The sequence below is a fragment of the Promicromonospora sp. AC04 genome (assembly GCF_003058225.1).
Taxonomy (GTDB): Bacteria; Actinomycetota; Actinomycetes; order Actinomycetales; family Cellulomonadaceae; genus Promicromonospora.
On the sequence record NZ_QBUG01000001.1, the window covers coordinates 357593 to 381633 of the forward strand.

24 protein-coding genes are annotated in these 24041 nt (G+C 72.4%); 8 read left to right on the forward strand and 16 right to left on the reverse strand.

Going from position 1 to position 24041, the window contains the following annotated elements; all coding sequences use genetic code 11:
* Position 1: 1 nt before the first annotated feature.
* The 15 genes from C8K30_RS01500 to C8K30_RS01575 form a co-directional block, all read right to left on the reverse strand.
* The gene (locus C8K30_RS01500; RefSeq protein WP_108491117.1) at positions 2-1618 is read right to left on the reverse strand and encodes a molybdopterin-dependent oxidoreductase; all 1617 of its coding nucleotides are present in this window, start codon (positions 1616-1618) and stop codon (positions 2-4) included.
* Between the two features lie 94 nt (positions 1619-1712).
* A complete protein-coding gene (locus C8K30_RS01505; protein WP_233256981.1) occupies positions 1713-2378 on the reverse strand; it encodes a nucleotidyl transferase AbiEii/AbiGii toxin family protein in 666 nt (221 codons plus the stop codon).
* A gap of 5 nt (positions 2379-2383) precedes the next feature.
* Positions 2384-2776 carry a hypothetical protein gene (locus C8K30_RS01510; RefSeq protein WP_108491119.1) on the reverse strand — a complete coding sequence of 131 codons (393 nt, stop codon included), beginning with the start codon at positions 2774-2776 and terminating at the stop codon, positions 2384-2386.
* Between the two features lie 38 nt (positions 2777-2814).
* The gene (locus C8K30_RS01515; RefSeq protein WP_233256914.1) at positions 2815-3687 is read right to left on the reverse strand and encodes an SDR family oxidoreductase; all 873 of its coding nucleotides are present in this window, start codon (positions 3685-3687) and stop codon (positions 2815-2817) included.
* 17 nt (positions 3688-3704) lie between these two features.
* Complete coding sequence (locus C8K30_RS01520) at positions 3705-4997, reverse strand: ABC transporter substrate-binding protein (protein WP_108491120.1); 1293 nt, start codon at positions 4995-4997, stop codon at positions 3705-3707.
* Positions 4997-6388 (reverse strand): ABC transporter permease, encoded by a 1392-nt coding sequence (locus C8K30_RS30870; protein WP_199230292.1) that lies wholly within the window; start codon positions 6386-6388, stop codon positions 4997-4999. The genes C8K30_RS01520 and C8K30_RS30870 overlap by 1 nt, the downstream gene beginning before the upstream one ends.
* A 24-nt stretch (positions 6389-6412) precedes the next feature.
* Positions 6413-7252 carry an ABC transporter ATP-binding protein gene (locus C8K30_RS01530; RefSeq protein WP_108491854.1) on the reverse strand — a complete coding sequence of 280 codons (840 nt, stop codon included), beginning with the start codon at positions 7250-7252 and terminating at the stop codon, positions 6413-6415.
* An 83-nt stretch (positions 7253-7335) separates the two neighbouring features.
* Entirely contained in the window at positions 7336-8190 is an 855-nt protein-coding gene (locus tag C8K30_RS01535; RefSeq protein ID WP_233256915.1) for an ABC transporter permease, read from the reverse strand.
* Positions 8191-8322: 132 nt separating this feature from the next.
* A complete protein-coding gene (locus tag C8K30_RS01540; protein WP_108491122.1) occupies positions 8323-9636 on the reverse strand; it encodes an aminotransferase class III-fold pyridoxal phosphate-dependent enzyme in 1314 nt (437 codons plus the stop codon).
* Entirely contained in the window at positions 9636-11504 is a 1869-nt protein-coding gene (locus tag C8K30_RS31765) for an ABC transporter substrate-binding protein (RefSeq protein WP_369939099.1), read from the reverse strand. The genes C8K30_RS01540 and C8K30_RS31765 overlap by 1 nt, the downstream gene beginning before the upstream one ends.
* Positions 11505-11598: 94 nt before the next feature.
* Positions 11599-12417 (reverse strand): ABC transporter ATP-binding protein, encoded by an 819-nt coding sequence (locus C8K30_RS01555; protein WP_108491123.1) that lies wholly within the window; start codon positions 12415-12417, stop codon positions 11599-11601.
* Positions 12414-13337 (reverse strand): ABC transporter permease, encoded by a 924-nt coding sequence (locus C8K30_RS01560; RefSeq protein ID WP_108491124.1) that lies wholly within the window; start codon positions 13335-13337, stop codon positions 12414-12416. The genes C8K30_RS01555 and C8K30_RS01560 overlap by 4 nt, the downstream gene beginning before the upstream one ends.
* Positions 13334-14362, reverse strand: coding sequence for a TIGR03842 family LLM class F420-dependent oxidoreductase (locus C8K30_RS01565; protein WP_108491125.1), 1029 nt, complete (start codon positions 14360-14362; stop codon positions 13334-13336). Before C8K30_RS01565 ends, C8K30_RS01560 begins: the two co-directional genes overlap by 4 nt.
* Before the next feature lie 40 nt (positions 14363-14402).
* Positions 14403-15833 (reverse strand): dihydropyrimidinase, encoded by a 1431-nt coding sequence (hydA, locus tag C8K30_RS01570; RefSeq protein ID WP_108491126.1) that lies wholly within the window; start codon positions 15831-15833, stop codon positions 14403-14405.
* A gap of 56 nt (positions 15834-15889) precedes the next feature.
* Positions 15890-16738: a nitrilase-related carbon-nitrogen hydrolase gene (locus C8K30_RS01575; RefSeq protein WP_108491127.1), complete on the reverse strand. Its 849-nt coding sequence runs from the start codon at positions 16736-16738 to the stop codon at positions 15890-15892.
* Positions 16739-17074: 336 nt separating this feature from the next.
* Here C8K30_RS01575 and C8K30_RS01580 point away from each other — a divergent pair, with 336 nt between their 5' ends.
* The 8 genes from C8K30_RS01580 to C8K30_RS01615 all read left to right on the forward strand — a co-directional run bounded on the left by C8K30_RS01580 (position 17075) and on the right by C8K30_RS01615 (position 23364).
* Complete coding sequence (locus C8K30_RS01580) at positions 17075-18079, forward strand: putative F420-0 ABC transporter substrate-binding protein (protein WP_108491128.1); 1005 nt, start codon at positions 17075-17077, stop codon at positions 18077-18079.
* A complete protein-coding gene (locus C8K30_RS01585; RefSeq protein WP_108491129.1) occupies positions 18076-19101 on the forward strand; it encodes a putative F420-0 ABC transporter permease subunit in 1026 nt (341 codons plus the stop codon). The genes C8K30_RS01580 and C8K30_RS01585 overlap by 4 nt, the downstream gene beginning before the upstream one ends.
* A 65-nt stretch (positions 19102-19166) precedes the next feature.
* Positions 19167-20039 (forward strand): ATP-binding cassette domain-containing protein, encoded by an 873-nt coding sequence (locus tag C8K30_RS01590; RefSeq protein WP_108491856.1) that lies wholly within the window; start codon positions 19167-19169, stop codon positions 20037-20039.
* A 67-nt stretch (positions 20040-20106) separates the two neighbouring features.
* Positions 20107-20502, forward strand: a complete 396-nt coding sequence (locus C8K30_RS01595) for a nitroreductase family deazaflavin-dependent oxidoreductase (RefSeq protein WP_158280895.1) — start codon at positions 20107-20109, stop codon at positions 20500-20502.
* 81 nt (positions 20503-20583) lie between these two features.
* Positions 20584-21066, forward strand: coding sequence for a GNAT family N-acetyltransferase (locus C8K30_RS01600; protein ID WP_233256916.1), 483 nt, complete (start codon positions 20584-20586; stop codon positions 21064-21066).
* A 19-nt stretch (positions 21067-21085) separates the two neighbouring features.
* A complete protein-coding gene (locus C8K30_RS01605) occupies positions 21086-21574 on the forward strand; it encodes a GNAT family N-acetyltransferase (RefSeq protein ID WP_108491132.1) in 489 nt (162 codons plus the stop codon).
* 321 nt (positions 21575-21895) lie between these two features.
* Entirely contained in the window at positions 21896-22843 is a 948-nt protein-coding gene (locus C8K30_RS01610) for a GNAT family N-acetyltransferase (protein ID WP_158280896.1), read from the forward strand.
* Positions 22843-23364 carry an alpha/beta hydrolase gene (locus C8K30_RS01615; protein WP_108491134.1) on the forward strand — a complete coding sequence of 174 codons (522 nt, stop codon included), beginning with the start codon at positions 22843-22845 and terminating at the stop codon, positions 23362-23364. The genes C8K30_RS01610 and C8K30_RS01615 overlap by 1 nt, the downstream gene beginning before the upstream one ends.
* Before the next feature lie 297 nt (positions 23365-23661).
* Here C8K30_RS01615 and C8K30_RS01620 read toward each other — a convergent pair whose 3' ends face one another.
* Entirely contained in the window at positions 23662-24036 is a 375-nt protein-coding gene (locus C8K30_RS01620) for a hypothetical protein (RefSeq protein ID WP_108491135.1), read from the reverse strand.
* Between the last annotated feature and the right edge of the window lie 5 nt (positions 24037-24041).

The following is a 24041-nucleotide window of genomic DNA, read 5'->3' on the forward strand; positions in this document are numbered from 1 at the left end:
GTCAGCCCACCGACACCGTCACCGTGTGCCAGCCCGTGGCTCCGTCCGGGGCAGGCGGAGCCTCGGCCTCGGTCTGGACCAGGCCGTCGGCGTCGGTGGCCCGGACCGTGAGCGTGTGGTCGCCCGCGGCCAGGTCGATCGACACCCGCCACTGGCGCCACGTGTCCGAGCCCACCGTCTCGGCGAGCTCGGCGCTGACCCAGTCGCCGTCGTCGGCCCGGACCTCGACGGCGCCGATGCCCGTGTGCTGCGCCCAGGCGATCCCGGCCACGGTCACCGTGCCGGCCGCCGCCGAGCCGCGGGGCACGTCGATGCGCGACTGGACCTTGATGGGTCCCAGCGCGGACCAGCCGCGTGGGGTCCAGTAGCCCTGGTCGGCGGCGAAGGTGGTGACCTCGAGCGACGTCACCCACTTGGTGGCCGAGACGTACCCGTACAGGCCCGGCACGACGAGCCGCGCGGGGAAGCCGTGCTCCACGGGCAGCGGCTCGCCGTTCATGCCGATCGCGAGCAGGCTGTCGCGGTCCGGGTCCTGCAGCACCTCCAGCGGCGTGCCGGCGGTGAACCCGTCGTCGCTCCGGGAGAGCACCATGTCGGCGCCCGCCTGCGGCTTGGCCCGCTCCAGCAGGGCGCGGATGGGGTAGCCCAGCCACAGGGCGTTGCCGATGAGGTCGCCGCCCACCGTGTTGCTCACGCAGGCCAGCGTCACGTGGTGCTCCTCGAGCGGCAGCGCGAGGAGCTCGTCCCAGGTGATCGTGAACGGCTCGTCCACCATGCCGTGCACCTCGAGCGACCAGTCCTTGGGGTCCAGCTGCGGCACCAGCAGCGCGGTGTCGATGCGGTAGAAGTCCGGGTTCGGCGTGATGTACGGGGCCAGGCCGTCGAGCTCCAGGTCGGCGCCCGCCGGCACCGCGGGCGCCTTGGTGCGCGGGGCGGGCAGGCGGATCGTCTCGCGCACCGCGGTCACCGCCGCCGAACCCGCGGACAGCACGCGGGAGCCCGCCAGCGCCAGGACCGCCACGCCCGCCGCGATCCCGGTGACGGCCAGGAACCCGCGCCGGTCGAAAGTGCCGCTCGACGGCGCCCCGTCCGTGGCCGCCTCTCCCCACGGCGCCCCGCCCGATTCCGCAGCCCGGTCCGGCACGGGTCGCAGCCGCGCCACGGCCGCGCGCAGCAGGAGCACGGCGCCGCCGATGCCGACGAGGCTGGGCAGCGCCCACAGCGCCGTCGCGTCGGGCCGCAGCACCGCGACGATCGCCCCGACCACGCCGACCACGCCGATCAGCACCGCCCCCGACGGCGGACGGCGCAGCTCCAGCCAGCCCGCCAGCCCGGCCCCCACGGCCAGCACGACGCCCATCGACCCGAGCAGCACCGCCTTGTCGTTGGTGCCGAACCACTGCACGGCGAAGTCCTTGAGCCACCCGGGCACGGCGTCGACGACGGCCGCGCCGCCCGCGAACAGGGTGCTCGAGCCGGGCGCGACGAGAGCGGCCACGAGCTCCGCGACGGCCAGCCCCGCGGCACCGGCGATGACGCCTGCGAGGGCGGCCCAGCCGGCGTCGTGCGGTGAGCGGTCGGCCCGCGGGCTCGCGGGGCTCTCGGTTGCCTGAGTCATAGGCTCAGCCTGGCACGGGAGCGATCGAACTCACCTTGCCGGGGCCGACCTGTCACCTCACCGTAACGAGCTTGCGCCGCAGAGCCTGATCCGATCAAGACGTCGGATCGCCCGACTGATCCATGTGCCGGACCGCGAGGTCGTCAGCCCAACCAACGGCCCAGGACCGCAACGCCTCGATCACTCCGGAGTCCAGCCCGTAGGCGGCAAAAGCCTCGTCGTCGATCCACTCGGCGCCCGCGAGAATGGACTGAAGGTCCTCCTGATCGAAGCGGCCGCGAGCGTGCCGGTGACCGAACTCCTCAAGATCGGCGGTGGTCCAGCGTTGCGACGCTGCGAACACGTCTATCAGGTCGCGGGGAGCACCTCGGTCTGCCAGCGCACGAACCTTTGTTCCGATGACGTCTTCCTCAGCGAGGACGGGGCCGTAGGGGCTCTGGACGGGCGGTCGCCAGAAGACCTCCTTGAGTACATCGACCTCGCACTCCTCCAGGGTTGCTGGGTCGGTCACGGTGAAACGGGCGGACAATGGCGCAGTCTCCAGGGAGCGCACGCGCCATCCTCGTTGCTCAAGGCCCGCTCGAAGCGCATCCGCGATGTCGGTCATCGGTGCCGGGTTCTCGGTCGCCACATCGAGGTCCTGGCTGGGGCGGCTCACAAGCCGATGCATGCGCACGGCATAGCCGCCGGTGAGAACAAGCGGGTACGGAGAGCCGAGCTCGATGACATCTGCCAGGAGCCGCGCATGCAGCTCCGGCATGTCCGTCACGCCGCCGCCTGAGCGCGGGCAGCGAGCTGCGGAAACGCGTCCTCCCACACACCACGTACTGTTCGACCGACGAGCCTACGGAGAACCGGCCAGAGCTCAAGAAGCAGGTCTCGGTTGAGATAGACCAGAAGATCGTCGTGGAGACCTTCGTGCAGAACGATCCGGTACAGACTCATGCGCTGCCGCGGCTTGTCCAGGGCGTACGACGTCATCCCCGACCAGGCAACATGCTGTGGCAGCACCACCATCCCGCCGGACGGACCCCGGAGCATGTCGAGCGAGGCGGGCAGCCGTCGTTGAAACTTTGCCCGATACAACGCCAGGTCCTCGACCTCCACGCCGGAGCGGGACGACGTTGCGGCAGGCGGTGCCGGTGGGCTGGTGTCCATGCCCTCATTGTGTCTGATCTCTGCCACTGTGGCCTGCCTCACACCCCGGTTCGCACGATCTTCGAGTTGTGGGCCTGCGCGCGCGGCCGGACCGTCACCAGGTCGATGTTGACGTGGTCCGGACGGGACATCGCCCAGGCGATGGTGTCGGCGATGTCGTCGGCCACCAGGGGCGTGTACCCCTCGTAGACGGCGGCGGCCCGCTCGGCGTCGCCGCCGAACCGGACCAGCGAGAACTCCTCCGTCGCCACGGCGCCCGGCGCCACCTCGATGACCCGGACGGGCTCGCCCGCGATCTCCCACCGCAGCGTCTGCGACAGCATGTGCTCCGCGTGCTTGGCGCCCGTGTACCCGGCGCCGCCCTCGTAAGCGTTCTGGGCGGCGGTCGAGGTCACGTTCACGACGTCGGCGACCCCCTTGGTCGCGCCCGCCTTGCGCAGCAGGGGCAGCACCGCCTTGGTGACGCGCAGCGTACCGAGCACGTTGATCTCGTACATGCGGCGCCAGCTGTCCACGTCGGAGTCCTCCACCCGGTCCAGGCCGAACGCGCCGCCCGCGTTGTTCACCACGGCGTCGAGCCCGCCGGTGGCGGCGAGGTGGTTCGCGAGGGCGGCCACGGCGTCGTCGTCGGTCAGGTCGACGGCGTAGACCTCGCAGCCAGTCTCCGCGGCGAGCGCCGCCAACCGGTCCGCGCGGCGGGCGGCGGCCACGACGTCCCAGCCGTCGGCGCGCAGCCGGCGCGCGGTCGCGGCACCGATGCCCGACGACGCCCCGGTCACCAGAGCGCGTCGGGCCGGCCTGGTCTCCGATCCCGTTCCGGAACCGGTCACGGTGCTGGTCCCGGAACCGGTCACGGAACGAATCTCGGCGCCGGTCGGGGTGGCTGTCTCGGGGGCGGTGCTGTCGCTCATGGCCGCACTGTAATGCCTCAGCCGCCGCCCGCCGTCGGCTCGATCATGCGGGGCTCGAAGCTCTCCCCCATCACGTCGAGGCCCTCCTCGGCGAGGTTGGCCCGCGCCACGCGGGCGTAGCGGTTGGTGAAGGACGAGGCGGGCGGCGCCTCGGTCAGGAGGGTGTCTCCCGCCGGGTTCCGCGTGGTCAGCGCGGCCTCCACCGTGTCGTCCCAGTCGCCGGGGTCGATGACGCCGATGCCCCGCGTGGACGGCCAGATCAGCCGGTTGACCTCGTTGGTCTGCCAGTACTGGTGCGAGGGGCCCAGCGCCGACCCGGACGCGGACGCCGAGCCCGCGACGACCGCCGCGGCATGCTCCGGGTGGTCGCGTGCGTAGACCCAGCCCTTGAGCGACGCCGTGAGGAACGCCACGGTGGTGTCCTCGTAGGCCGGGTCGTCCTCCAGGCGTGTGGTGTCCGCCCAGATCGCGTCCTGGAGCATTGCCGAGCCGGTGTGGTTCCAGTCGATCGTCTCCAGCTCGTCCGGCTGGTACAGGTCACCCGTCGCTGGGTTGACGGTCTCCAGCAGCTGGGCGACCTCGTTGTAGGTGGTGGCCTGCGCGGCGTCGACGTCGCCGGCCACGAAGGCGGTCAGGTCGGCGGCCTGGCGCACCAGCTCGACGTCGTGGGCGACGTCGACCCCCGCGGCCTGGAGCCCCGCGAACAGCTCCCACTCGTTGCCGTCGCCCCAGACGCCTACCTTCTTGCCCGCCAGGTCGGCGGGCGCGTCGAGGCCCTGGCCCATGGCCGTGACCTGCACCGTGCCCGATCGCTCGAACACCTGCGCCACGTTCGTGACCCGCGCGCCCTGCTCGATCGACCCGAGCGCGCGCGGCACCGGGGAGACGGCGTAGTCGGCTCCGGCCCGGGCCAGGACCTCGACAGGGACCGTCGTGGTACCCGCCTCCTGGAGCGTCACGTCGAGGCCCTCGTCGGCGTAGAAGCCGAGCTCCTCGGCCACGACGTAGCCGGCGAACTGCGCCTGCCGCACCCAGGAGAGCTGCAGGGTCACGGGCGTCAGGTCGTCGCCGTCGGCGGGCCTGCCGTCGGCTTCTGGGCCCGACGCCGGGGCGGCACCCGCGCAGCCGGCCAGGACCAGGGCCCCTGCGACTGTCGCCGCCGTGCCGAGGTGTACGCGACGCGCGGCCGTTCCTCCGGTGTGCGGGTCTCGGATGCGTTCCGCTCCGGTGTGTGCTTCTCCGGTGTGTGCTTCTCCGGTGTGCGGCTCTCCGAGGTGCGGCTCTCCGAGGTGCGGTTCTCCGGTGCGCATCAGGCGGCCGCCGCGTTCGCGACACGACCCTGCACCGATGACGCCGCCGACGGCGCGGGCGCCGTCGGCCGGGACGTGACGAACGGGAGGTCGAGCACGCTGTCGGCCTCGCGCGCGGCGGGCCGCTGGGCGAACGCCGCCCGGAACAGGATCCGGGTCTCGGGCAGCTTCTCGACCTGGCCGACCACCAGGTGGAACGCGAGGCCCACGACCATCGCGCTCAGCACGTAGGCCCAGGCGAGGCCGTGGTGGCTGGACGCGGCGGCCGAGGTGATCGCGGTGCCGAGCCCGGTAGCCGGACCGCCGAAGCACTCGGCGACCAGCGCCGACACCACGGCGAGCGCCGAGGCGACCCGCAGCCCGGTGAAGAAGAACGGCAGGGCCCCCGGCAGGAGCACGGTGCGCGTGGCCTGCCACGGCGTCGCCGCGTAGGACCGCAGGAGGTCGCGGTGCACGGGCTCCACCGTCCGCAGCCCGCGCAGCGTGTTCAGGTAGACGGGCACCAGGACGGCGACGGCGGCGACCGCCACCCGCGCCCCCTCCGAGTCCGTGCCGTACATCCCGTAGGCGACGGGAGCCAGGCTCACGACCGGGACGGCCGCGGCGGCGGTGACCAGCGGCGACGTCATGTCGTCGAGCAGGTGGCTGGCCGCCGTGAGGGCCGCGCCGGCAAGGGCGAGGGTGACGCCCACCAGGAGGCCCAGCACCGCGTTGCGGGCCGTGGACAGCGCGGCGGGCACGACGGCGCCGAGGTTGCCGAAGAGCTCGGCCACGATCTCCGTCGGCCGCGGCACGACGTACGCCTCGACGCCGCCGAGCGTCGTCGCCGTCTGCCACACGAGGACAAGGACCAGCCACGCCGCTGTCGGTCCCCCGACGAGCACGGCGCGATCGGGCAGCTCCTCAAGCCAGCGGCGAAGGTCGCGCACCAGGTCCGCCGTGCCCGACCAGAGCCCCTCCGGCCGTACCTCACGCCAGGCCGCCGCCCGCCAGCCGACGTCTCGGCTGACGTCCGGCACCGTGTCCTGCCAGACCGCTCCCCGCTGACCGGCATCCCGGCTGACGTCCGGCACGCTGCTCCGCCAGACCGCTCCCCGCCAGCCGGCATCCCGGCTGACGACGGGACGCGCCTCCCGCCACACCGCCCCACGCCAGCCCGCATCCCGACTGACGTCGGGACGCGCCTCCCGCCACACCGCCCCACGCCAGCCCGCATCACGGCTGATGTCGGGACGCGCCTCCCGCCACGCCTCCCCCCGCCAGCCCGCATCACGGCTGACGTCGGGACGCGCCTCCCGCCACGCCTCCCCCCGCCAGCCGGCGTCCCGGCTGACGTTCCATCGCTCGTCCCGCACCAGGTCCAGCCGGCCCACCTCGCGCCACGAGATCATGGCGCCACCCCCTTGCTCAGTCCGTCAGGTAGTTGCAGTTGCTCGGCCAGACGCGTGCAGCGCCTCCCGGACCGCCGACGTCAGCTCGAAGAACGCCCGGTCCCCCCGCAACGCACCGCCGCTCTGCGCGCGTTCGGCGGGATCGCCGAGGGCCACCTCGACCGTGTCGACCACACGGCCGGGCCGCGGCGACAGCACCACCACCCGGTCCGACAGGTAGACGGCCTCCTGGATCGAGTGCGTCACGAACACCACCGCCGCGCCCGTGGCCGCGCGGAGGTTCAGCAGCTCGGTCTGCATCCGCTCGCGCGTCAGCTCGTCGAGCGCGCCGAAGGGCTCGTCCATCAGCAGCAGCCGAGGACTGCGGGCCAGGGCCCGCGCGATCGCCACCCGCTGCTGCATCCCGCCCGAGAGCTGGTGCGGGCGGTGCCCTGCGAAGTCGGCCAGGCCCACGAGCGCCAGCAGGCTCTGGGCCCGCGTGCGCCGGGTCACGGCGGGCTCGCCGTGGAGCTGCATCGGCAGCTCGACATTCGCCTGCACGGAGCGCCAGGGCAGGAGGCCCGCCTCCTGGAACACGATCCCGTAGTCCTGGTCCGCCCGGGCCTGGGCGGGCGTCTTGCCGAACACGGCAACGGTGCCCGACGTCGGGGTGTCGAGGTCCGCGATCAGGCGCAGCAGCGTCGACTTGCCGCAGCCCGACGGACCGATCAGGGACACCAGCTCCCCCTCACCGACCGCCAGGTCCACACCTGCCAGCGCGGACGTCGATCCGGCGTCGGCCGGGAACTCGCGGGTCGCGCCCCGCACCTCGACCGCGGCAGGCGCCTCGGGTAGTGGGCTGGTGTCGGGACCGGCGTCCGGCACCGCTGCCTGACCTACGTCCGGCGCCACTGCCGGTCCGCCCCCCGGGTTCGCGTCCGGTTCCAGGTCCTCGCTCGCGCCCCGGCTCACCGCGCCTCCCCTGGCCGGTACCGCCGCAGGCCGGTCGCAGCGCCCGCCAGGACCAGCGTCGTCGCCAGCCCGACCAGGATCGCGCCGAGCAGCGGCGACCACTGCCGGGCGGGATCGGCGGCGGCCGACGCGCCGAAGTCGACGATCAGACGACCCAGGCCTCCCGGCAGGCCCGTGTAGACCTCCGCGACGATGGTCCCGGCCACGGCGTTCGCCGCGGCCAGCCGCAGCGCGGGCAGCAGGTACGGGACCGACGCCGGCAGCCGCAGCCGCCAGAACCCCGACCACCAGCCGACGCCGAACGACCGGAACAGGTCCACGTACAGGCCGCCGCGGTCGTCGTCGGGGGCGGTGAACCCGCGCAGGGCACCGATCGACACCGGGAAGAACGCCAGGTACGACGCGATGGCCACGACCGGCACCCACGGCTGCCCGTCCGCCGAGTCGGGCCGCGCGACCAGCGGCGCGACCGCGATCAGGGGCACCACCTGGCTCAGCACCACCCACGGCAGCAGCACCGCGCGAGCCCGGGCCAGGCGGGCCATGACGACGGCGAGCAGCAGCCCGACCAGCACGCCGCACACCCAGCCGGCCGTTGCCAGCACCAGCGAGGACCCGGCGCCGCGCAGCGTCACGAGCCACAGCGGCGGTGCACCGGCCGCGCTGCTGACCGGCTCGCCCGCGCTTGCCGCCAGGTCCCACAGGTGCGGCATCGCCGCATCGGTGGTCCGCGGCAGGACCCGCACTCCGCCCAGGACCAGACCGTCATCGGGCGCCGCGGCCTTGTACCCCTCCCAGCCGAAACCGAGCAGCAGTACACCGGCGGCGCCCGCCATCGCGCGCCCTAGCACTCAGACACCTCACCCATCGGGCCACCCCCAGATTTCACCCGCCCGATTAATACCAGTTGTGGTGAAGTGGGCACAGTGGGTCGCCGGGCTTCGTGGCCCAGTTGTGATCTGCGGGGGTGGTGCCGGGAGACCTCAGTGGCCGGTCGCCGCGGCCGCCAGGACCGAGTCGAGCACCGACAGGCCCTCCCGGGCCTCGTCCGGGGTGATGACGCACGGCGGGACCACGTGCACCCGGTTGTCGGCGACGAAGGGCAGCACGCCGCCGTCGAGCAGGGCCTTCTTGATCGCCGCCATCGCGGCCGCGCCGAGCGGCTCCTTCGTCACGGGGTCCGCGACGAGCTCGACCGCCCAGAAGACGCCGAGACCGCGCACCTCCCCGACCAGCGGGTTCGCCTCCGCGATCGCGGCAAGCCCCGGACCGAGCACCTCGGCCCCGACGCGCGCGGCGTTCTCGACGATCCCTTCGTCGGCCATCGTGTCCAGCGTCGCGACAATCGACGCCATGGCGAGCGGGTGCCCCGAGTAGGTGAGCCCCCCGGGGAAGGCACGCTCCTCGAAGGTCGCCGCGACCTCTGGCGACACCAGCACCCCGCCCGCTGGCACGTACCCGGAGTTCACGCCCTTGGCGAAGACGACCAGGTCGGGGCGAACGTCGTGCTGGTCCAGGGCGAGCCACGAGCCCGTGCGGCCGAACCCGGCCATCACCTCGTCCAGGATCAGCACGATCCCGTACCGGTCCGCGATCCGCCGCACGCCCGCGAGGTAGCCGGGTGGCGGCACGAGGATGCCGGCCGTCCCGGGGACGGTCTCCAGCAGGATCGCCGCGACGGTGTCCGGCAGCTCCGCCTGGATCATGCGCTCCAGGTGGTGCAGCGCCCGCTCGCACTCCTCCTCGACCGACGCCGACCAGAACTCCGACCGGTACAGGTACGGCCCGAAGGCGTGCACGTGCCCGGTCGCGTACTCGTTCGGCACCCGCCGCCGGTCCCCCGTGGCGACGATCGCGGCGCCCGTGTTGCCGTGGTACGACCGGTACATCGACACGACCTTGTCCCGGCCCGTGTGCACGCGCGCCATGCGGATCGCGTTCTCGATGGCGTCCGCCCCGGCGTTCGTGAAGAACACCTTGCCGCCTCCATCAAACGGCGCGCGGGCGAGCACCCGCTCGGCGGCCTCGCCCCGCACGCGCACCGCGAGCGCCGGGGACGCCGTCACCAGCTCGCGCGCCTGGCGCGCTATCGCCTCGACGACGCGCGGGTGCTGGTGCCCGATGTTGGTGTTGACCAGCATCGACGACATGTCGAGCCACTCCTGCCCCGCGTGGTTCCACACCCGGGACCCGGAGCCGCCGGCGATCGAGAACGTCGGCGCGGCGGAGCTGGGCGACCAGGACTGGATCAGCAGGTCACGGGCCGCGGCGATGGCGAGGGAGTCGTCGTCGGCCATCAGCTGCCGCCCTCAGTGAGCTCGACGTCGAGGGGCTGGAAGTCCGTGCCCGCCACGTCCACGCCCTCCTCCTCGAGCTGCGCGAGCGCCTCCTCGACGTACTCGTTGGTGTACGCGGTGGCGGGCGGCTCGGCGGTGATCACGGTCGCGCCCGTCTCGTTCTCGGTGCCCATCGCGATCTCGACGGTCTGGTCCCACTGGTCGGCGTTGACGGTGCCGATGCCGCTGGTGGAGGGCCAGATCAGCTTGTTCACCTCGTTGGTCTGCCAGAGCTGGTGCGAGGTGCCGAGGGTGGAGCCCGCCGCGGTGACGATCCCGGCCGCCTCCTCGGGGTTGTCGCGGACGTACGCCCAGCCCTTCAGGGATGCCTTGACGAACTTGACGGTGGTGTCCTCGTACTCCTGGTCGTCGGCCAGGCGTCCGGCGTCGGCCCAGATGGCGTCCTGGAGCATTGCCGTCCCGTAGTCGTTCCAGTCGATGACCTCGAGGTCCTCGGGCTGGTACAGCTCGCCCGTCTCAGGGTTCACGGTCTCCAGGATCTGGGCGTACTCGTTGTAGGTCATGGCCTGGGCGGCGTCGATGTCGCCGGCGAGGAACCCGTTCATGTCGAACGCCTGCTGCACCAGCTCGACGTCGTCGGGGGTCTTGATCCCGGCGTCCTGCATGCCGGCGAACAGCTCCCACTCGTTGCCGTAGCCCCAGGAGCCCACCTTCTTGCCCGCGAGGTCGGCGGGCTCGGTGATCCCGGCGTCCTTGAACGCGACCTGCAGCGTGCCCGACCGCTCGAACACCTGGGCGACGTCGGTCACCTCGGTGCCCTGCTCGATGGACCCGAGCACCTTCGGCACCCAGGAGATCGCGTAGTCGGCGTCGCCGGCGGCGAGCACGTCGATCGGCACGGTGTCCGTGCCGGCCTCCTGGATGGTGACGTCCAGGCCCTCGTCCGCGTAGTAGCCCTGGTCGACGGCGGCGTAGTACCCGGCGAACTGCGCCTGGGCCACCCACTGCAGCTGCAGGGTGACGGGCGTGAGGCCGTCGGCCTCCGGTTCGGCGGACGACGCGGCGCAGCCGGCGAGAGCGACGGTCGTGGCCAGGCCCAGTGACGCGCGCAGCACGTTCTTGCGATGCATTGTGTTCCTCTCGATCAAAGCGGTGACGGCATAGAAGACGAGTCCCGTGGCGACGGCGCCCAGCACGTACGCCCAGGCCAGGGCGTAGCGGCTGGAGGAGACGGCCGAGGTGATGGCCTTGCCGAGGCCGTCGACGGGCCCGCCGAAGTACTCGGCGACCAGCGCGGAGATGACGGCGAGCGAGGACGCGACCCGCAGCCCGGTGAAGAAGAAGGGCAGCGCGCCGGGCAGGGTGACGTGCCGCGTGGCCTCCCAGGGCGTCGCGGCGTAGGAGCGCATCAGGTCCCGGTGCACGGGCTCGACGGTGCGCAGCCCGCGCAGCGTGTTGATGTACACCGGGACGAACACGGCGATCGCCGCGACGACGACGCGCGTGGTCTGCGCGTCGGTGCCGAACATCGTGTAGAAGACGGGCGCCAGGCACACGATCGGCACGACGGCGGTGGCCGTGACCAGCGGGTTCGCTGCGTCGGCGACGAGGCGCCACGCCGCCGAGATCCCCGCGCCGACCAGGGCGAGGAGCGTCCCGAGCACGAGGCCGAGCAGGGCGTTGGCCGCCGTCGCCAGGGCCGCGTCCGTGACGACGCCGAGGTTGGCGGCGAGCTCGGCGGCGATGTCCGACGGCGCCGGGATCACGAACGGCTCGATCCCCAGCCCGGTCACGACCGCCTGCCAGAGCGCTACGGCCAGCACGCCGACGACGACGGGCGCACCCAGCCCGAGCCACCGACCCCTCACCGCCCCCTCCCCCTCTTGGCTGTGGGCGCGATCGTTGCTCCCGAACCGGGCGCGATGTCGCACCGGTCGCACCCCCAACCACGACGGGCGCGGTTCACGACGACACCCGGTCGGACGCCGCGTCGCCCGAGTGCAGCACCTCGCGCACGGCCGAGACCCGCTCGAAGTACGCCGGGTCCTCACGCAGCCCGATGCCGCGCGCGACCCGGTCGGCCGGGCCGCCCAGCGGCACGTCGAGGGTCGCCACCACCCGGCCGGGCCGGGGCGACATGACCACCACGCGGTCCGAGAGGTACACGGCCTCCGCTATCGAGTGCGTCACGAAGACGACCGCCGCCCCGGTGGCGGCCCGGATCCGCAGCAGCTCGTCCTGCAGCCGCTCGCGCGTCATCTCGTCGAGCGCGCCGAACGGCTCGTCCATCAGCAGCAGCCGCGGGCTGCGGGCCAGCGCCCGCGCGATCGCCACCCGTTGCTGCATCCCGCCCGAGAGCTGGTGCGGCCGGTGGTCGGCGAAGTCCGTGAGCCCGACCAGCGCGAGCAGCTCCGCCGACCGGGCCGCCCGCTCCGCGCGGCCCGACAGACCGCCCGCGCCCCGCAGCTGCATCGGCAGCTCCACGTTGGCCCGCACCGACCGCCACGGCAGCAGGCCGGCCTGCTGGAACGCGATCCCGTAGTCCTGGTCCTTGCGCGCCCGCTCCGCCGTCTTGCCAAACACCGCGACGCTGCCCGACGTCGGGGCGTCCAGGTCCGCGATCAGACGCAGCAGCGTCGACTTGCCGCACCCCGACGGACCGATCAGGGACACCAGCTCGCCCTCGCCGACCGTGAGGTCCACGTCGGTCAGGGCCACCGTCCCGGCGCCGGAACCGCCGTCGAACACCCGGCCCGCGCCGGACACGACCACCGCCGTCATGCCACATCTCCTGACTGATACCGGCGCAGGCCCAGGGCGACCAGCGCCACCAGCCCCGTCGCCGCGAGCCCCACGAGCACGGCGCCCGCGATGGGCGACCACTGCTTGGCCGGGTCCGCGCTCGCGGAGGCGCCGAACTCGACGATCATCCGGCCGAGCCCGCCCCGCAGCCCCGTCGACACCTCCGCCACGACCGTCCCGACCACCGCGTTCGCGGCGGCCAGCCGCAGCGCGGGCAGCAGGTACGGGACGGACGACGGCGCCCGCAGCCGCCAGAACGTCGTCCACCAGCCGACGCCGTAGGCGCGGAACAGGTCGAGCCGGACGCCGTCGGCGGCGGCGTCCGGGGACGTGAACCCGCGCAGTGCCCCGACCGAGACCGGGAAGAACGCCAGGTAGGACGCGATCACGGCCACCGACATCCAGTCCTGCCAGTCGAACGTGCCGATCTCCAGCTGCGCGCCCCACCGCTTGACCAGGGGCGCGATGGCGATGAGGGGCACCGTCTGGCTCAGCACCACCCAGGGCAGCAGGCCGGCGCGCGCCGGCACGAACCGCGCCATGAGCACCGCCACGAGCAGGCCGAACGTCACCCCGACCACCCAGCCCACCGCCGAGACGCCGAGCGTGAACCCCGCGCCCTGCAGGGTCGCGAGCCACAGCGGCGGAGAGTCGGGCGCGGAGGTCAGCGGCTCGGCGGCGCGGGCGGCCATGTCCCACAGGTGCGGCATCGCGACGTCGGTGGTGCGGGGCAGCACGCGGACCTCGCCGAGCACCCAGCCGTCGTCGGGCACCAGGGCCTTGTACGCCTCCCAGGCCGCGGCCAGGGCGAGCACGCCGGCCGTGCCGGCGAGCGATCGCGACAGGCGGCGCGGCGGGCTCGACCGACGGGGCGGGCTCGACCGGCGGGAGGGGCTCATCCGGCCGCCACCGGGTGGCCCTGCATGGCGGGGATGATCGTCTCGCCGTAGGCCCGCAGGGTCTCCTCCTTGCCGTCGTGCTGCAGGTAGACAGCGAACTGGTCGCAGCCGAGGGCCTCGAGCTCCTTGAGCCGGGCGATGTGCTCGTCCGGGGTGCCGACCAGGCAGAACCGGTCCACGACGTCGTCGGGCACGAACTCCGCGTGGGTGTTGCCGGCCCGGCCGTGCTCGGCGTAGTCGTAGCCCTTGCGGCCCTCGATGTAGTCGGTGAGCGCGGCGGGAATGTGCGCGCCGCCGCTCGGGTCCGCCCCGTACCGCGCCACGATCTCCGCCACGTGGTTGCCGACCATGCCGCCGAACCAGCGCACCTGGTCGCGCATGTGCGGCTTGTCGTCGCCCACGTACGCGGGCGCGGCCACGCAGAACTTCAGCGCCTCGGGATCCCGGCCCGCGGCCTCCGCCGCCTCGCGGACGGCGCCGATCATCCACGCAGCGATGTCCGGGTCGGCGAGCTGGAGGATGTATCCGTCGCCCACCTCGCCGGCCAGCGTGAGCGCCCGGGGCCCGTATGCCGCCACCCACACGTCGAGCTGGGAGCCGTGCGACCAGGCGAACCGCACCGGGCTGCCGTTGACGTCGGCCTCCCGGGAGTTCCCGAGGTCCTTGATCACGGCCACCGACTCCCGGAGGGTCGCCAGGCTGGCCGGCCGTCCGTGCAGCGTGCGCACGGCTGAGTCCCCTCGGCCGATGCCGCAGATCGTCCGGTTGCCGTACGTGTCGTTGAGCGTGGCGAACATCGAGGCGAGCACCGTCGAGTCGCGTGTCGCCGGGTTGGTCACCATCGGGCCCACGATCACCCGCTGGGTGGCCGCCAGGATCGCCGGGTAGATCACGAACGGCTCCTGCCACAGCAGGTGCGAGTCGAACGTCCACACGTAGTCGAAGCCCTGGTCCTCCGCCTGGCGGGCCAGGTCGACCACCCGGGCGGCGGGCGGGTCGTTCTGCAGCACTATCCCGAAGTCCATAGTTCTCCCTTGCTACCGGCGGTCGAGCCTGTCGAGGCCGTCAGACCAGGTACTGGCTCAGCCCGCGCTTGACGAACCGGCCGTGACCGGCCCGGCCGTGGAACCCGCCGTCGTCCACGACCACCTCGCCGCGCGAGAGGACGACGTCGACGTGCCCGTCCACCTCGAAGCCCTCCCACGCCGAGTGGTCCATGTTCATGTGGTGCGTCCTGACGCCGAGGGTGGTGAGCCCCGCGGGGTCGTACACGACGATGTCGGCGTCGGCCCCTGGCTGGATCACGCCCTTGGTGCCGTACATGCCGAACATGCGGGCCGGGGTCACCGAGCACAGCTCGACCCAGCGTTCGAGCGAGATCCGCCCCGTCACCACGCCCTGGTAGAGCAGGTCCATGCGGTGCTCCACGGAGCCGATCCCGTTCGGGATGGCCCGGAAGTCGCCCCGGCCCAGCTCCTTCTGGTCCTTCATGCAGAACGGGCAGTGGTCCGTGGAGACCACCTGCAGGTCGTTGGTGCGCAGTGCCTGCCACATCGCGTCCTGGTGTCCCTCCGCCCGCGCGCGCAACGGGGTGGAGCACACCCACTTCGCGCCCTCGAACGTGCCGAACTCCTCGCTCGACGCCCCGAGCTGCTCCTCCAGCGACAGGTACAGGTACTGCGGGCAGGTCTCGCCGAACACGTTCTTGCCCGCGTCGCGGGCGGCCGCGAGCTGGGCGACCGCCTGCTTGGCGCTGACGTGCACCACGTACAGGGGCGCGCCCGTGAGGTCGGCCAGCATGATCGCCCGGTGCGTCGCCTCCTCCTCCATCTGCCAGGGCCGTGCGAGCCCGTGGTAGTACGGATCCGTCTTGCCCGCCGCCACGAGCTGGCCGGCCAGGACGTCGATCGCCGGGCCGTTCTCGGCGTGCATCATCGTCAGCAGGCCCTCGTCGCGGGCCACCTGCATGGCGCGCAGGATCTGGGCGTCGTCGGCGTAGAAGACGCCGGGGTAGGCCATGAACATCTTGTAGCTCGTGACGCCCTCGTCGACGAGGGTGCGCATCGCGGCGAGCGCGTCGTCGTCCACCCCGCCGACGATCTGGTGGAACGAGTAGTCGATGGCGCAGTTGCCGGCCGCGCGCTTGTGCCAGGCCTCGAGGCCGTCCTGCACGCGCTCGCCCTGCCGCTGCACCGCGAAGTCGACTATCGAGGTGGTGCCGCCCCACGCCGCGGCGGTGGTGCCCGTCTCGAACGTGTCGCTGGCGGCGGTGCCGCCGAACGGCAGCTCCATGTGGGTGTGCGCGTCGATACCGCCGGGCACCACGTACTTGCCGGTCGCGTCGATCACGCGGTCCGCGGTCGCCGCCAGGTCCGCCCCCAGGGCGGTGCTTCCAGGGGCGACGACGGCCACTACCGTCTCGCCGTCGATCAGCACGTCCGCCTCGACCGTGCCGGTCGCGTTCACGACCGTTCCGCCGGTGATGAGTGTCGTCATCGTGCCTCCATGTGGGTGTGCAGGGTTCGTCCGGTTCGCTCTGGCGCGTCCTCGCGCTACGGCGCGGTGATGGCGGTGTAGGCGTCCGGACGACGGTCGCGGAAGAACTGCCACCGCTCGCGGACCTCGCGCACCTGGTCGAGGTCGAGGTCACGCACCACCAGCTCGTCCTGGGTCGAGGAAGCGATCTCCCCCACGTACTTCCCGTCCGGCCCGACGGCGTACGAGGACCCGTAGAAGTTCACCGCCTCGTCGCCGTACTCGTTGTCCTCCAGGCCCACCCGGTTGTTCGCCACGACGAAGTAGCCGTTGGCGACCGCGGCGGCCGGCTGCTCGATCTCCCAGAGCCGGTTGGACAGCCCGGGCTTGGTCGCGTTGGGGTTGAAGACGATCTGCGCGCCGTTCAGCGCCAGCTCGCGCCAGCCCTCGGGGAAGTGCCGGTCGTAGCAGATGTAGACGCCGATCTTGCCGACGGCGGTGTCGAAGACCGGGAAGCCCAGGTTGCCGGGCCGGAAGTAGAACTTCTCCCAGAACTTGTCGAGGTTCGGGATGTGGTGCTTGCGGTAGCTGCCGAGCACGGTGCCGTCGGCGTCGACCACCACCGCCGTGTTGTACAGGACGCCCGGCTGGGCCTCCTCGTAGATCGGCAGCACCATGACGATGCCCAGCTCGGCCGCGAGCGCCGCGAACCGCTCGACCGTCGGGCCGTCGGCCGGCTCGGCGTACCGGTAGTAGGCCGGGTCCTGCGTGATCCCGAAGTACGGGCCGTAGAACAGCTCCTGGAAGGCGATCACCTGGGCGCCCTGGCTCGCCGCCTCGCGGGCCCAGCCCTCGTGGAGGGCGATCATGGACTCCTTGTCGCCGGTCCAGCGGGCCTGTGTGAACGCAACTCGGATGGTGCTCATTCGAACTCCCTCGCCTCAGCAGGTGATCAGCAAAGCCGGGACCTGTTTCGGCTGCGAGCACCTATCCGTTTCCGGGACGTGACAACTGTTCCGAACCGCGCGCCGGTTGACACAGCCGTTCGGACGGGACCCGGATCGCGCGGCGACGCTCACAGCGAATCCGCGGGCCAGGTCGAATCCGGCCGGTGTATCGTGACGGCGGGTCGCGAGCCTGCTTTGGCTCGTTGACGTGGCTCTCAGTGTGAGCCGCTTCCCGCCTGGACGCGAGATGGCGCGTCGCTGCTCACCCATGGCTGCTCAGGCTGTGGGCTGTTCGACGACCCCTGGAGCCATCGCGTGAACCCCCGCCGCGTCCGTCAATTTGCCCTGCCCGTGATTGCCGCCGCCGCGGCGCTCGCCCTCGCCGCCTGCTCGGCCACCGCCTCCGGTGCGGCCGACGCCGGGGGCGCGACGCCGCCGTCGGGCAGCTATCCCGTCACCCTCGACAACTGCGGCTTCGAGACCCAGGTCGAGGCGCCGCCCGAGCGGGTGGTGACCATCAAGTCGTCCACCACGGAGATGCTGCTGGCGCTCGGCCTGGGCGACCGGATCGTCGGCTCGGCGTTCCTCGACGGGCCCGTGCCGGACTCGCTGGAGACCGTGCCCGCCGTCGAGGAGCCGTTCGCCACCGAGGCGCCGGGCTCCGAGGCCACGCTCGAGCTGGAGCCCGACCTCGTCTACGCCGGCTGGGAGTCCAACCTGACGGCGGAGACCGCGGGCGACCGCGAGACCCTCGCCAAGCTCGGCGTCGCCACCTACGTCTCCCCCGCCGCCTGCAAGGAGGACGGGTACATGCCCGACCCGCTCACCTTCGACACGGTGTTCGCGGAGATCGAGGAGGTCGGCTCCCTGTTCGCCGCCGACGACGCCGCGGCCGCGCTCGTCGAGGAGCAGCGCGCGGCGCTCGACGCGATCGAGCCCGACGACCGCGGCCTGACGGCGCTGTGGTGGTCCTCGGGCGATGACACCCCGTACGTGGGCGCGGGCATCGGCGCGCCCCAGATGATCATGGACGCGGCCGGGCTGACCAACGTCTCGGCCGACGTCCACGACACCTGGACCTCGCTGGGCTGGGAGAACGTGGTCGAGGCGGACCCCGACGTGCTCGTGCTGGTCGACGCCGCGTGGAACCCCGCGGACGCGAAGATCGAGACGCTGGAGTCCAACCCGGCCACCCGTGAGATGACCGCGGTCAAGGAAGGTCGCTACGTGGTGGTGCCGTTCCCGGCGACCGAGGCCGGCGTGCGGAACGTGGATGCCGTGGCCTCGGTGGTGGACCAGCTGGCGGACCTCGACCTGTGAGCCGGACGTCGAGCCTGTCGGGGCTCGCCCTGCCCGCCGCGGCGCTCGTCCTCGTGCTGAGCGTCGGCGTCGCGGTGACCATCGGGCCGGCGGACCTGGCCCTGCCCGAGGTGGGCCGGTCGCTCGCGACCCACCTGGGGGTTGACGGCTTCCTCGGCCTGGAGCCGCTTTCTGCGCTGCGCGACGGCATGGTGTGGCAGCTGCGGATGCCCCGGATCCTCACCGCGGCCGCCGTCGGCGCGGGGCTCGCGCTGTGCGGCGCGGTGATGCAGTCGCTGACGCGCAACCCGCTCGCCGACCCGTACCTGCTGGGGCTGTCGTCGGGCGCGTCGCTGGGCGCGGTGCTGGTGCTGCTGGCGGGTGTCCCGCTGCTGCTACCGGTCGCGGCGTTCGCCGGGGCGGTCGGGGCGCTCGCCCTCGCGCTCGCCCTGGCCGGCGCGCTCGGCGCGATCACGCCCACCCGCACGGTGCTGGCCGGGCTCGCGATCAGCCAGCTCTGCGCGGCGGCCGTGTCGTTCGTGATCTTCTGGTCGGCCAAGGGCGACGCGTTCCGCGAGGTGCTGTCGTGGCTGATGGGCTCGGTCGCTTCGGCCACCTGGACCTCCGTGGCGATCGCCGGCGGCGCCGTCCTGGTGCTCGGCACGCTGCTCGCGCTGACCGGCTCCGTGCTCGACGCGTTCACGTTCGGGGACACTGCGGCCGCCGCCCTCGGCGTCCCCGTGAACCGGGCCCGGTGGGTCCTGCTGATCGGCGTCGCCCTGCTGACCGGGGCGCTCGTGTCGCAGAGCGGGTCCATCGGGTTCGTCGGGCTGATCCTGCCGCACGCGGTGCGGCTGTTCACGGGCGCGCGGCACCGGCTGCTGCTGCCGCTGTCGGCGCTGGCCGGTGCCTCGTTCCTGGTCTGGGCCGACACCCTGGCCCGCACCATCTTCGAGCCGCGCGAGCTGCCGGTCGGGATCGTCACGGCGGCGATCGGCGCCCCTGTCTTCGCGTTCCTCCTCTGGAAGGGAAACCGCCGTTGAGTGCTGGACATCTGTTGGGGGAGGGCGCCCCGACCGAACAAGTACCCAGCACTCAGCGAGCGGGGCTGGCGGCCCGGCGGGTCTCCTGGGAGATCGACGGGCGACTGATCCTGGACGGTGTCGCTGTGCTCACCCCGGCGGGCGCCGTCACCGGGCTGCTCGGCCCGAACGGGTCGGGCAAGTCCACGCTGCTGCGAGTCCTGGCAGGAGTGCAGGCCGCGGGGCGTGCGGTGTCGCCGTCGGGCGCGACGTCGGCGGCGGCCGAGCAGTCCGCCGCAGCGCCGTCCGCCACCGGGCCGTCCGCGTCGCCGGCGTCGGTGTCGGTCTCGCCGACGGAGACGACGTTCGGCGGGGCCGACCTGGGCGCGATGCCTCGCCGCGAGCGCGCCCGCGTGCTCGCCCTCGTCGAGCAGGACGCCACCACCGACCTGCCGCTGTCCGTGCTGGACGCCGTGCTGCTGGGCCGGATCCCGCACCGCTCCCTGCTGGCGGGCGACTCGGACGCGGACCGCGCGGCCGCGCACGCGGCCCTCGAGGCGGCGGGCGCCAAGGAGCTCGCGGACCGCGAGGTCGGCACCCTGTCGGGCGGCGAGCGCCAGCGCGTGCACATGGCGCGCGCCCTGGCGCAGCAGCCGCGCCTGCTCCTGCTCGACGAGCCGACCAACCACCTGGACATCGCCGCCCAGCTGCAAGCCATGCGGGTGCTGCGCGACCTCGCGGCGGACGGCGTGACCGTCGTCGCCGCCCTGCACGACCTCAACCTCGCCGCCTCGACCTGCGACCACCTGGTGCTGCTCGACCACGGCCGGGTCGTCGCGGCGGGGCCGGTCGACGACGTGCTCGTCCCGGCGGTGCTGGAGCCGGTCTACGGCGTGCGCCTGGACGTGCTGCCGCACCCGCGCACGGGGCGTCCGGTACTGGCCTTCGAGCAGGGCTGAGGTCGAGGCCCGGACTCATTCGTGTCCCGGGCTGACGGATGCTCGCGCCTGAACGATGATGGGGGCCATGGCCGCTCCAGAGTTCGTCGTCCAGGCAGGCAAGGTTCTCAACCCGTGGGTGCTCCGCGTCGCCGGACGCATCCCGCCGTGGGTGGTGCTGCACCACGCGGGACGCAAGTCCGGCAAGGAGTACACCACTCCCCTGGTCGCGTTCGCGGCCCGGCCCGAGCAGGAGATCGTGGCGGTGATTCCGCTGCCGTGGGGCTCGGGCACCGACTGGGCCCGCAACACGATGAGCGCCGGGACGGTGCGGCTGACGCGCGGCGGTTCCGAGTTCCTGGTGAAGGACGTGCGGCTCGTGCCCGCGGACGACGCAGTCGGGTGGCTCTCGGCGGTGCCGTCGATGCTCCTGTCGGCTGTCGGCATCGAGGAGTGCCTGGTCGGGACGCTGCACCCGGCCTGATCGCCGTCGTCCGACGCCGTGGCCTGATCGTGGTTGGTCGCGTGTCATTGGGTGCCTCGGCGCGGGAGTATGTTTCGCGTCGTGATCTTGCGCACAGCCACCCTGTCTGATGCCGCCGCGGTCGCCCGGGTGCACCACACGACCTGGGTCTCGACCTACGGGGCGATCCTCCCTCCCGAGTTCTGGGCCACGGCCACGCTCGAGCGCCGCACCACGACATGGGAGCGGTGGCTCTCGAACGGCGCGGCGCCCGTCATCGCCGACGCCGACGGCGAGGTGGTGGGCATCGCGATGTCCGGCGACGCTGTCGAGCAGGAGGACGTCCTGCCTGTTCGCGACCGCCAGCTCTACCTGCTCTACGTCCTGGCGGCGTACCACGGGACCGGCGTCGGGCAGGCGCTGCTGGACGCCGTCGTGCCGCCCGGGACCGGGGCGCAGCTGTGGGTGGCGGAGGACAACCCGCGGGCCCGCCGCTTCTACGAGCGCAACGGGTTCGTCATGGAGGGTGCCCGGGTCGTCGACGCGAGCACCGCTGACCTCGCCGAGGTACGCATGGTCAGGTAGTCGGGTTACCGTTCCACTCATGTCTGACTTCCATATCCGCGCCTCGACCCCGGACGACGCCGTCGGTATCGCCGCGGTGCACTGGACCACCCGGCGCGCGGTGTACGGCGAGCTCCTCCCGCCCGAGCACTGGGAGACCGAGACGCTCGGCACCCGCACGGAGGGCTGGATGCGTGTCCTCGCCGCCGGCAACAAGGCACTCGTCGCCGAGGTGGGCGAGAAGATCGTCGGTTTCGCGATGAAGAACCCATCCGGGCCGCACCTGGGCCACCCGCCGGCCCGGGCCATCGAGCTGCACGAGCTGTACGTCGACCCGGACTTCCACGGCACCAACGTCGGCCACGCCCTGCTGGAGAACGCCCTCCCGCCCGGCACCCCGGCCCAGCTGTGGACGTTCGCGTCCAGCCCGCGGGCACGCAAGTTCCTCCAGCGCGCGGGATTCCTGCCCGACGGCGTCACGGCCACCGACCCCGACACGAACGTGCTGGAGGTCCGGCTGGTCCGCTGAGGCCGGCGGGTGGCGTGGCCGCCGCCGAACCGCAAGTTGGTCGTCGGTTGATGGGCCGAGCCGCAAGGTGCGAGTCCATCCGAGCCGCCGAGCAAGCGCAACGTTCGGTTGGACGCCTTCGACGACGATTAGCTTGCGGTTCGGCGAGCGTGGATCGGCAAGTAGCTTGCGGTTCGGCGCGCGGCCGGCCGATCGATGGGCGGGCAAGTTGCGGTTCGCTGGCGTCCGGCAATCCGATGCCGGCTGTCCAACACCTCGACTCGGCTCGGCCCCGCGGGAAACCTCTCGATCGGATCGCGCCGGGCGTGCCACGATGCCGCCATGAGCAGCGCACACAGCGTCCAGTTCTTTGACGATCCCGCGGCCGTCCTGGACGTCGCCGGTGACCTGCTGGCCGCTGAGCCGGTGGTCTTGAGCGTCGTCGCGTCAGTGACACACAAGGCCGCGCGGTTGTTCGCATCGGGCCGGCCGCGTCCCGAGTATCCGATGTGGTGGGCGGTCGTGCGGGACGCGAGCGGCGTCGTAGTGGGAGTGTCGATGCGCACCATGGCCGAGCCGCCGCACACGGTCTGGGTGCCTGCCCTGCCCGACGATGCGGCGCGGCTGCTGGCCCGTGCCGCCCTCGACCGTACGGACCGGGCCGGCGAGGCGCCCCTGACCTCGGCGAACGGTTCGAGCGCCGCGGTCCGGGCCTTCACCGAGGAGACGCTGCGGGCGATGGGCGGGACCGTGCACGAGGGTCGGCCGGACCGGCTCTGGGAGGCGACGCGGATCGTCGCGCCGGCCCCGGCACCGTCGGGCCGCGCACGCCTCGCGACGCTCGACGACCTGGACGTGGTCACCGCGTGGTTCGACGTGTTCCACGCGGAGGCCGACGTCCAGGCCGGTCGTGCGCCGGACGCCGAGCCGCTGCGGATCGGCGACGCCCGGCAACGGATCGAGGACGGCGATGTGTGGCTGTGGGACGTCGACGGCGAGGTGGTGCACCTGACTGGCGCGCGGCCGCCGTCGTTCGGTGTGGTCCGGATCGGGCCCGTCTATACGCCCGCCGAGCACCGTGGGCGCGGGTACGCCCGGGCGCTCGTCGCCGAGGTGGCCCAACGGGTGCTCGACGCCGGGCACCGGGTCTGCCTCTACACCGACCGGGACAACCCGGTGTCGAACCGGACGTACGCGGCGATCGGGTTCGAGCCGGTGCTCGACCAGGTGAACCTGGTGGTTGACCCCTCGGGGGTTCCTGCTGCGACTCTCGCTTCGAGGGAGAGCTGATGGGGCGCGGGGCGATCATCTTCCACGGGACCAACGCCCAGCCGGGTTGGATCTGGTACCCGTGGCTCGCGGACCGACTGCGGGCGCGCGGGTACGACGTCGAGACGCCGCACCACCCCGGCATCAACGTCGAGCCCATCGCGACGTTCCTGCCCAAGGTGCTCGCGGCGCACACGTTCTCCGAGGACATGGTGCTGGTGGGGCACTCGGGCGGGGCGGCGCTGCTGCTGGCGCTCCTGGAGCACCTCGACGTCACCGTGGCGCAGGCCGTGCTCGTGGCGGGCTACTCGACCAACCCGAACCCCGGGCCCGAGCCGGTGCTCCAGCACTCCTACGACTGGGATGCGATCCGGTCGCACGCCCGGGACCTCGTGTTCCTGAACTCCATGACGGACGAGTTCGGCTGCGACGCCGACCAGGGGCGGGCGATGTTCGACCGGCTGGGCGGGACGCTGGTGGTGCGCGACGACGGGCACTTCACCGGGGACACGCTGGAGATCGTGGACCGGCTGGTTCCCTGACCTGCCGCCCCCTGGCGGCGGTCGGTACGTCACGGCACTACCGGCGGGCCCCGGAAGAGGTGGGCTGGGTCGATCACATCCATGCGAGCCGCGAGATCAATCCGTAGCTGGCCGTGTTCACCGACACCGCCTACATCTGTCGGTAGATCGCCAGGTTCATCATGGATAGGCCAGGACGCTGATAACTGCGCACTCGCTCGAAATGGCTGTTTCGTAGAGCTCCCGGAGAGTACCTATTCAGCAGGTCGCAACAGGAAAGCGCTAATCCCACAACTGAACCTCCGAGCAGTCGCCAAGTCACGACAGCAGTTCCAGGGTCGGCCCGGAGGATTTGATCCCGACACGGCCAAAGTCGCCCTCCAGCACATACTCACCTGGTCCCGCCTCGAACCGGTCGATCGAACCGAAGTCCTGCACTCCTGTCGCGTCAACAGCAGGGAGCACGACGCCCTGGCCGGTCCAACTCAGCGCTTCAACCCGATCGAAGCGAATCACCGCTCGCCGATAGCAGTACTGCTCTCCCGGTACTGGCGGCGTGTAGGCAGCGTGCGATGGGTTGAGCACAACCTCCATTTCGAACGACACGTGCTCGGGCTCGGCCCGTATACCCAAGACCCAACTGTCTTCGAGATATACGCTCTCGAACCCTGGGATAGTCGTGTAGTTTCCCATTCCTG

Excerpts from the sequence above, each read along its gene's own strand:
- C8K30_RS01520 (WP_108491120.1), bottom strand. The coding sequence starts at position 4,997 with ATGCGCACCGGAGAACCGCACCTCGGAGAGCCGCACCTCGGAGAGCCG.
- C8K30_RS01610 (WP_158280896.1), top strand. The coding sequence starts at position 21,896 with ATGAGCAGCGCACACAGCGTCCAGTTCTTTGACGATCCCGCGGCCGTC.
- C8K30_RS01500 (WP_108491117.1), bottom strand. The coding sequence starts at position 1,618 with ATGACTCAGGCAACCGAGAGCCCCGCGAGCCCGCGGGCCGACCGCTCA.
- C8K30_RS01615 (WP_108491134.1), top strand. The coding sequence starts at position 22,843 with ATGGGGCGCGGGGCGATCATCTTCCACGGGACCAACGCCCAGCCGGGT.
- C8K30_RS01575 (WP_108491127.1), bottom strand. The coding sequence starts at position 16,738 with ATGAGCACCATCCGAGTTGCGTTCACACAGGCCCGCTGGACCGGCGAC.
- C8K30_RS01565 (WP_108491125.1), bottom strand. The coding sequence starts at position 14,362 with ATGGACTTCGGGATAGTGCTGCAGAACGACCCGCCCGCCGCCCGGGTG.
- C8K30_RS30870 (WP_199230292.1), bottom strand. The coding sequence starts at position 6,388 with ATGATCTCGTGGCGCGAGGTGGGCCGGCTGGACCTGGTGCGGGACGAG.
- C8K30_RS01560 (WP_108491124.1), bottom strand. The coding sequence starts at position 13,337 with ATGAGCCCCTCCCGCCGGTCGAGCCCGCCCCGTCGGTCGAGCCCGCCG.
- C8K30_RS01620 (WP_108491135.1), bottom strand. The coding sequence starts at position 24,036 with ATGGGAAACTACACGACTATCCCAGGGTTCGAGAGCGTATATCTCGAA.
- C8K30_RS01540 (WP_108491122.1), bottom strand. The coding sequence starts at position 9,636 with ATGGCCGACGACGACTCCCTCGCCATCGCCGCGGCCCGTGACCTGCTG.
- hydA (WP_108491126.1), bottom strand. The coding sequence starts at position 15,833 with ATGACGACACTCATCACCGGCGGAACGGTCGTGAACGCGACCGGCACG.
- C8K30_RS01510 (WP_108491119.1), bottom strand. The coding sequence starts at position 2,776 with ATGGACACCAGCCCACCGGCACCGCCTGCCGCAACGTCGTCCCGCTCC.
- C8K30_RS01515 (WP_233256914.1), bottom strand. The coding sequence starts at position 3,687 with ATGAGCGACAGCACCGCCCCCGAGACAGCCACCCCGACCGGCGCCGAG.
- C8K30_RS01555 (WP_108491123.1), bottom strand. The coding sequence starts at position 12,417 with ATGACGGCGGTGGTCGTGTCCGGCGCGGGCCGGGTGTTCGACGGCGGT.
- C8K30_RS01595 (WP_158280895.1), top strand. The coding sequence starts at position 20,107 with ATGGCCGCTCCAGAGTTCGTCGTCCAGGCAGGCAAGGTTCTCAACCCG.
- C8K30_RS01605 (WP_108491132.1), top strand. The coding sequence starts at position 21,086 with ATGTCTGACTTCCATATCCGCGCCTCGACCCCGGACGACGCCGTCGGT.
- C8K30_RS01505 (WP_233256981.1), bottom strand. The coding sequence starts at position 2,378 with ATGCCGGAGCTGCATGCGCGGCTCCTGGCAGATGTCATCGAGCTCGGC.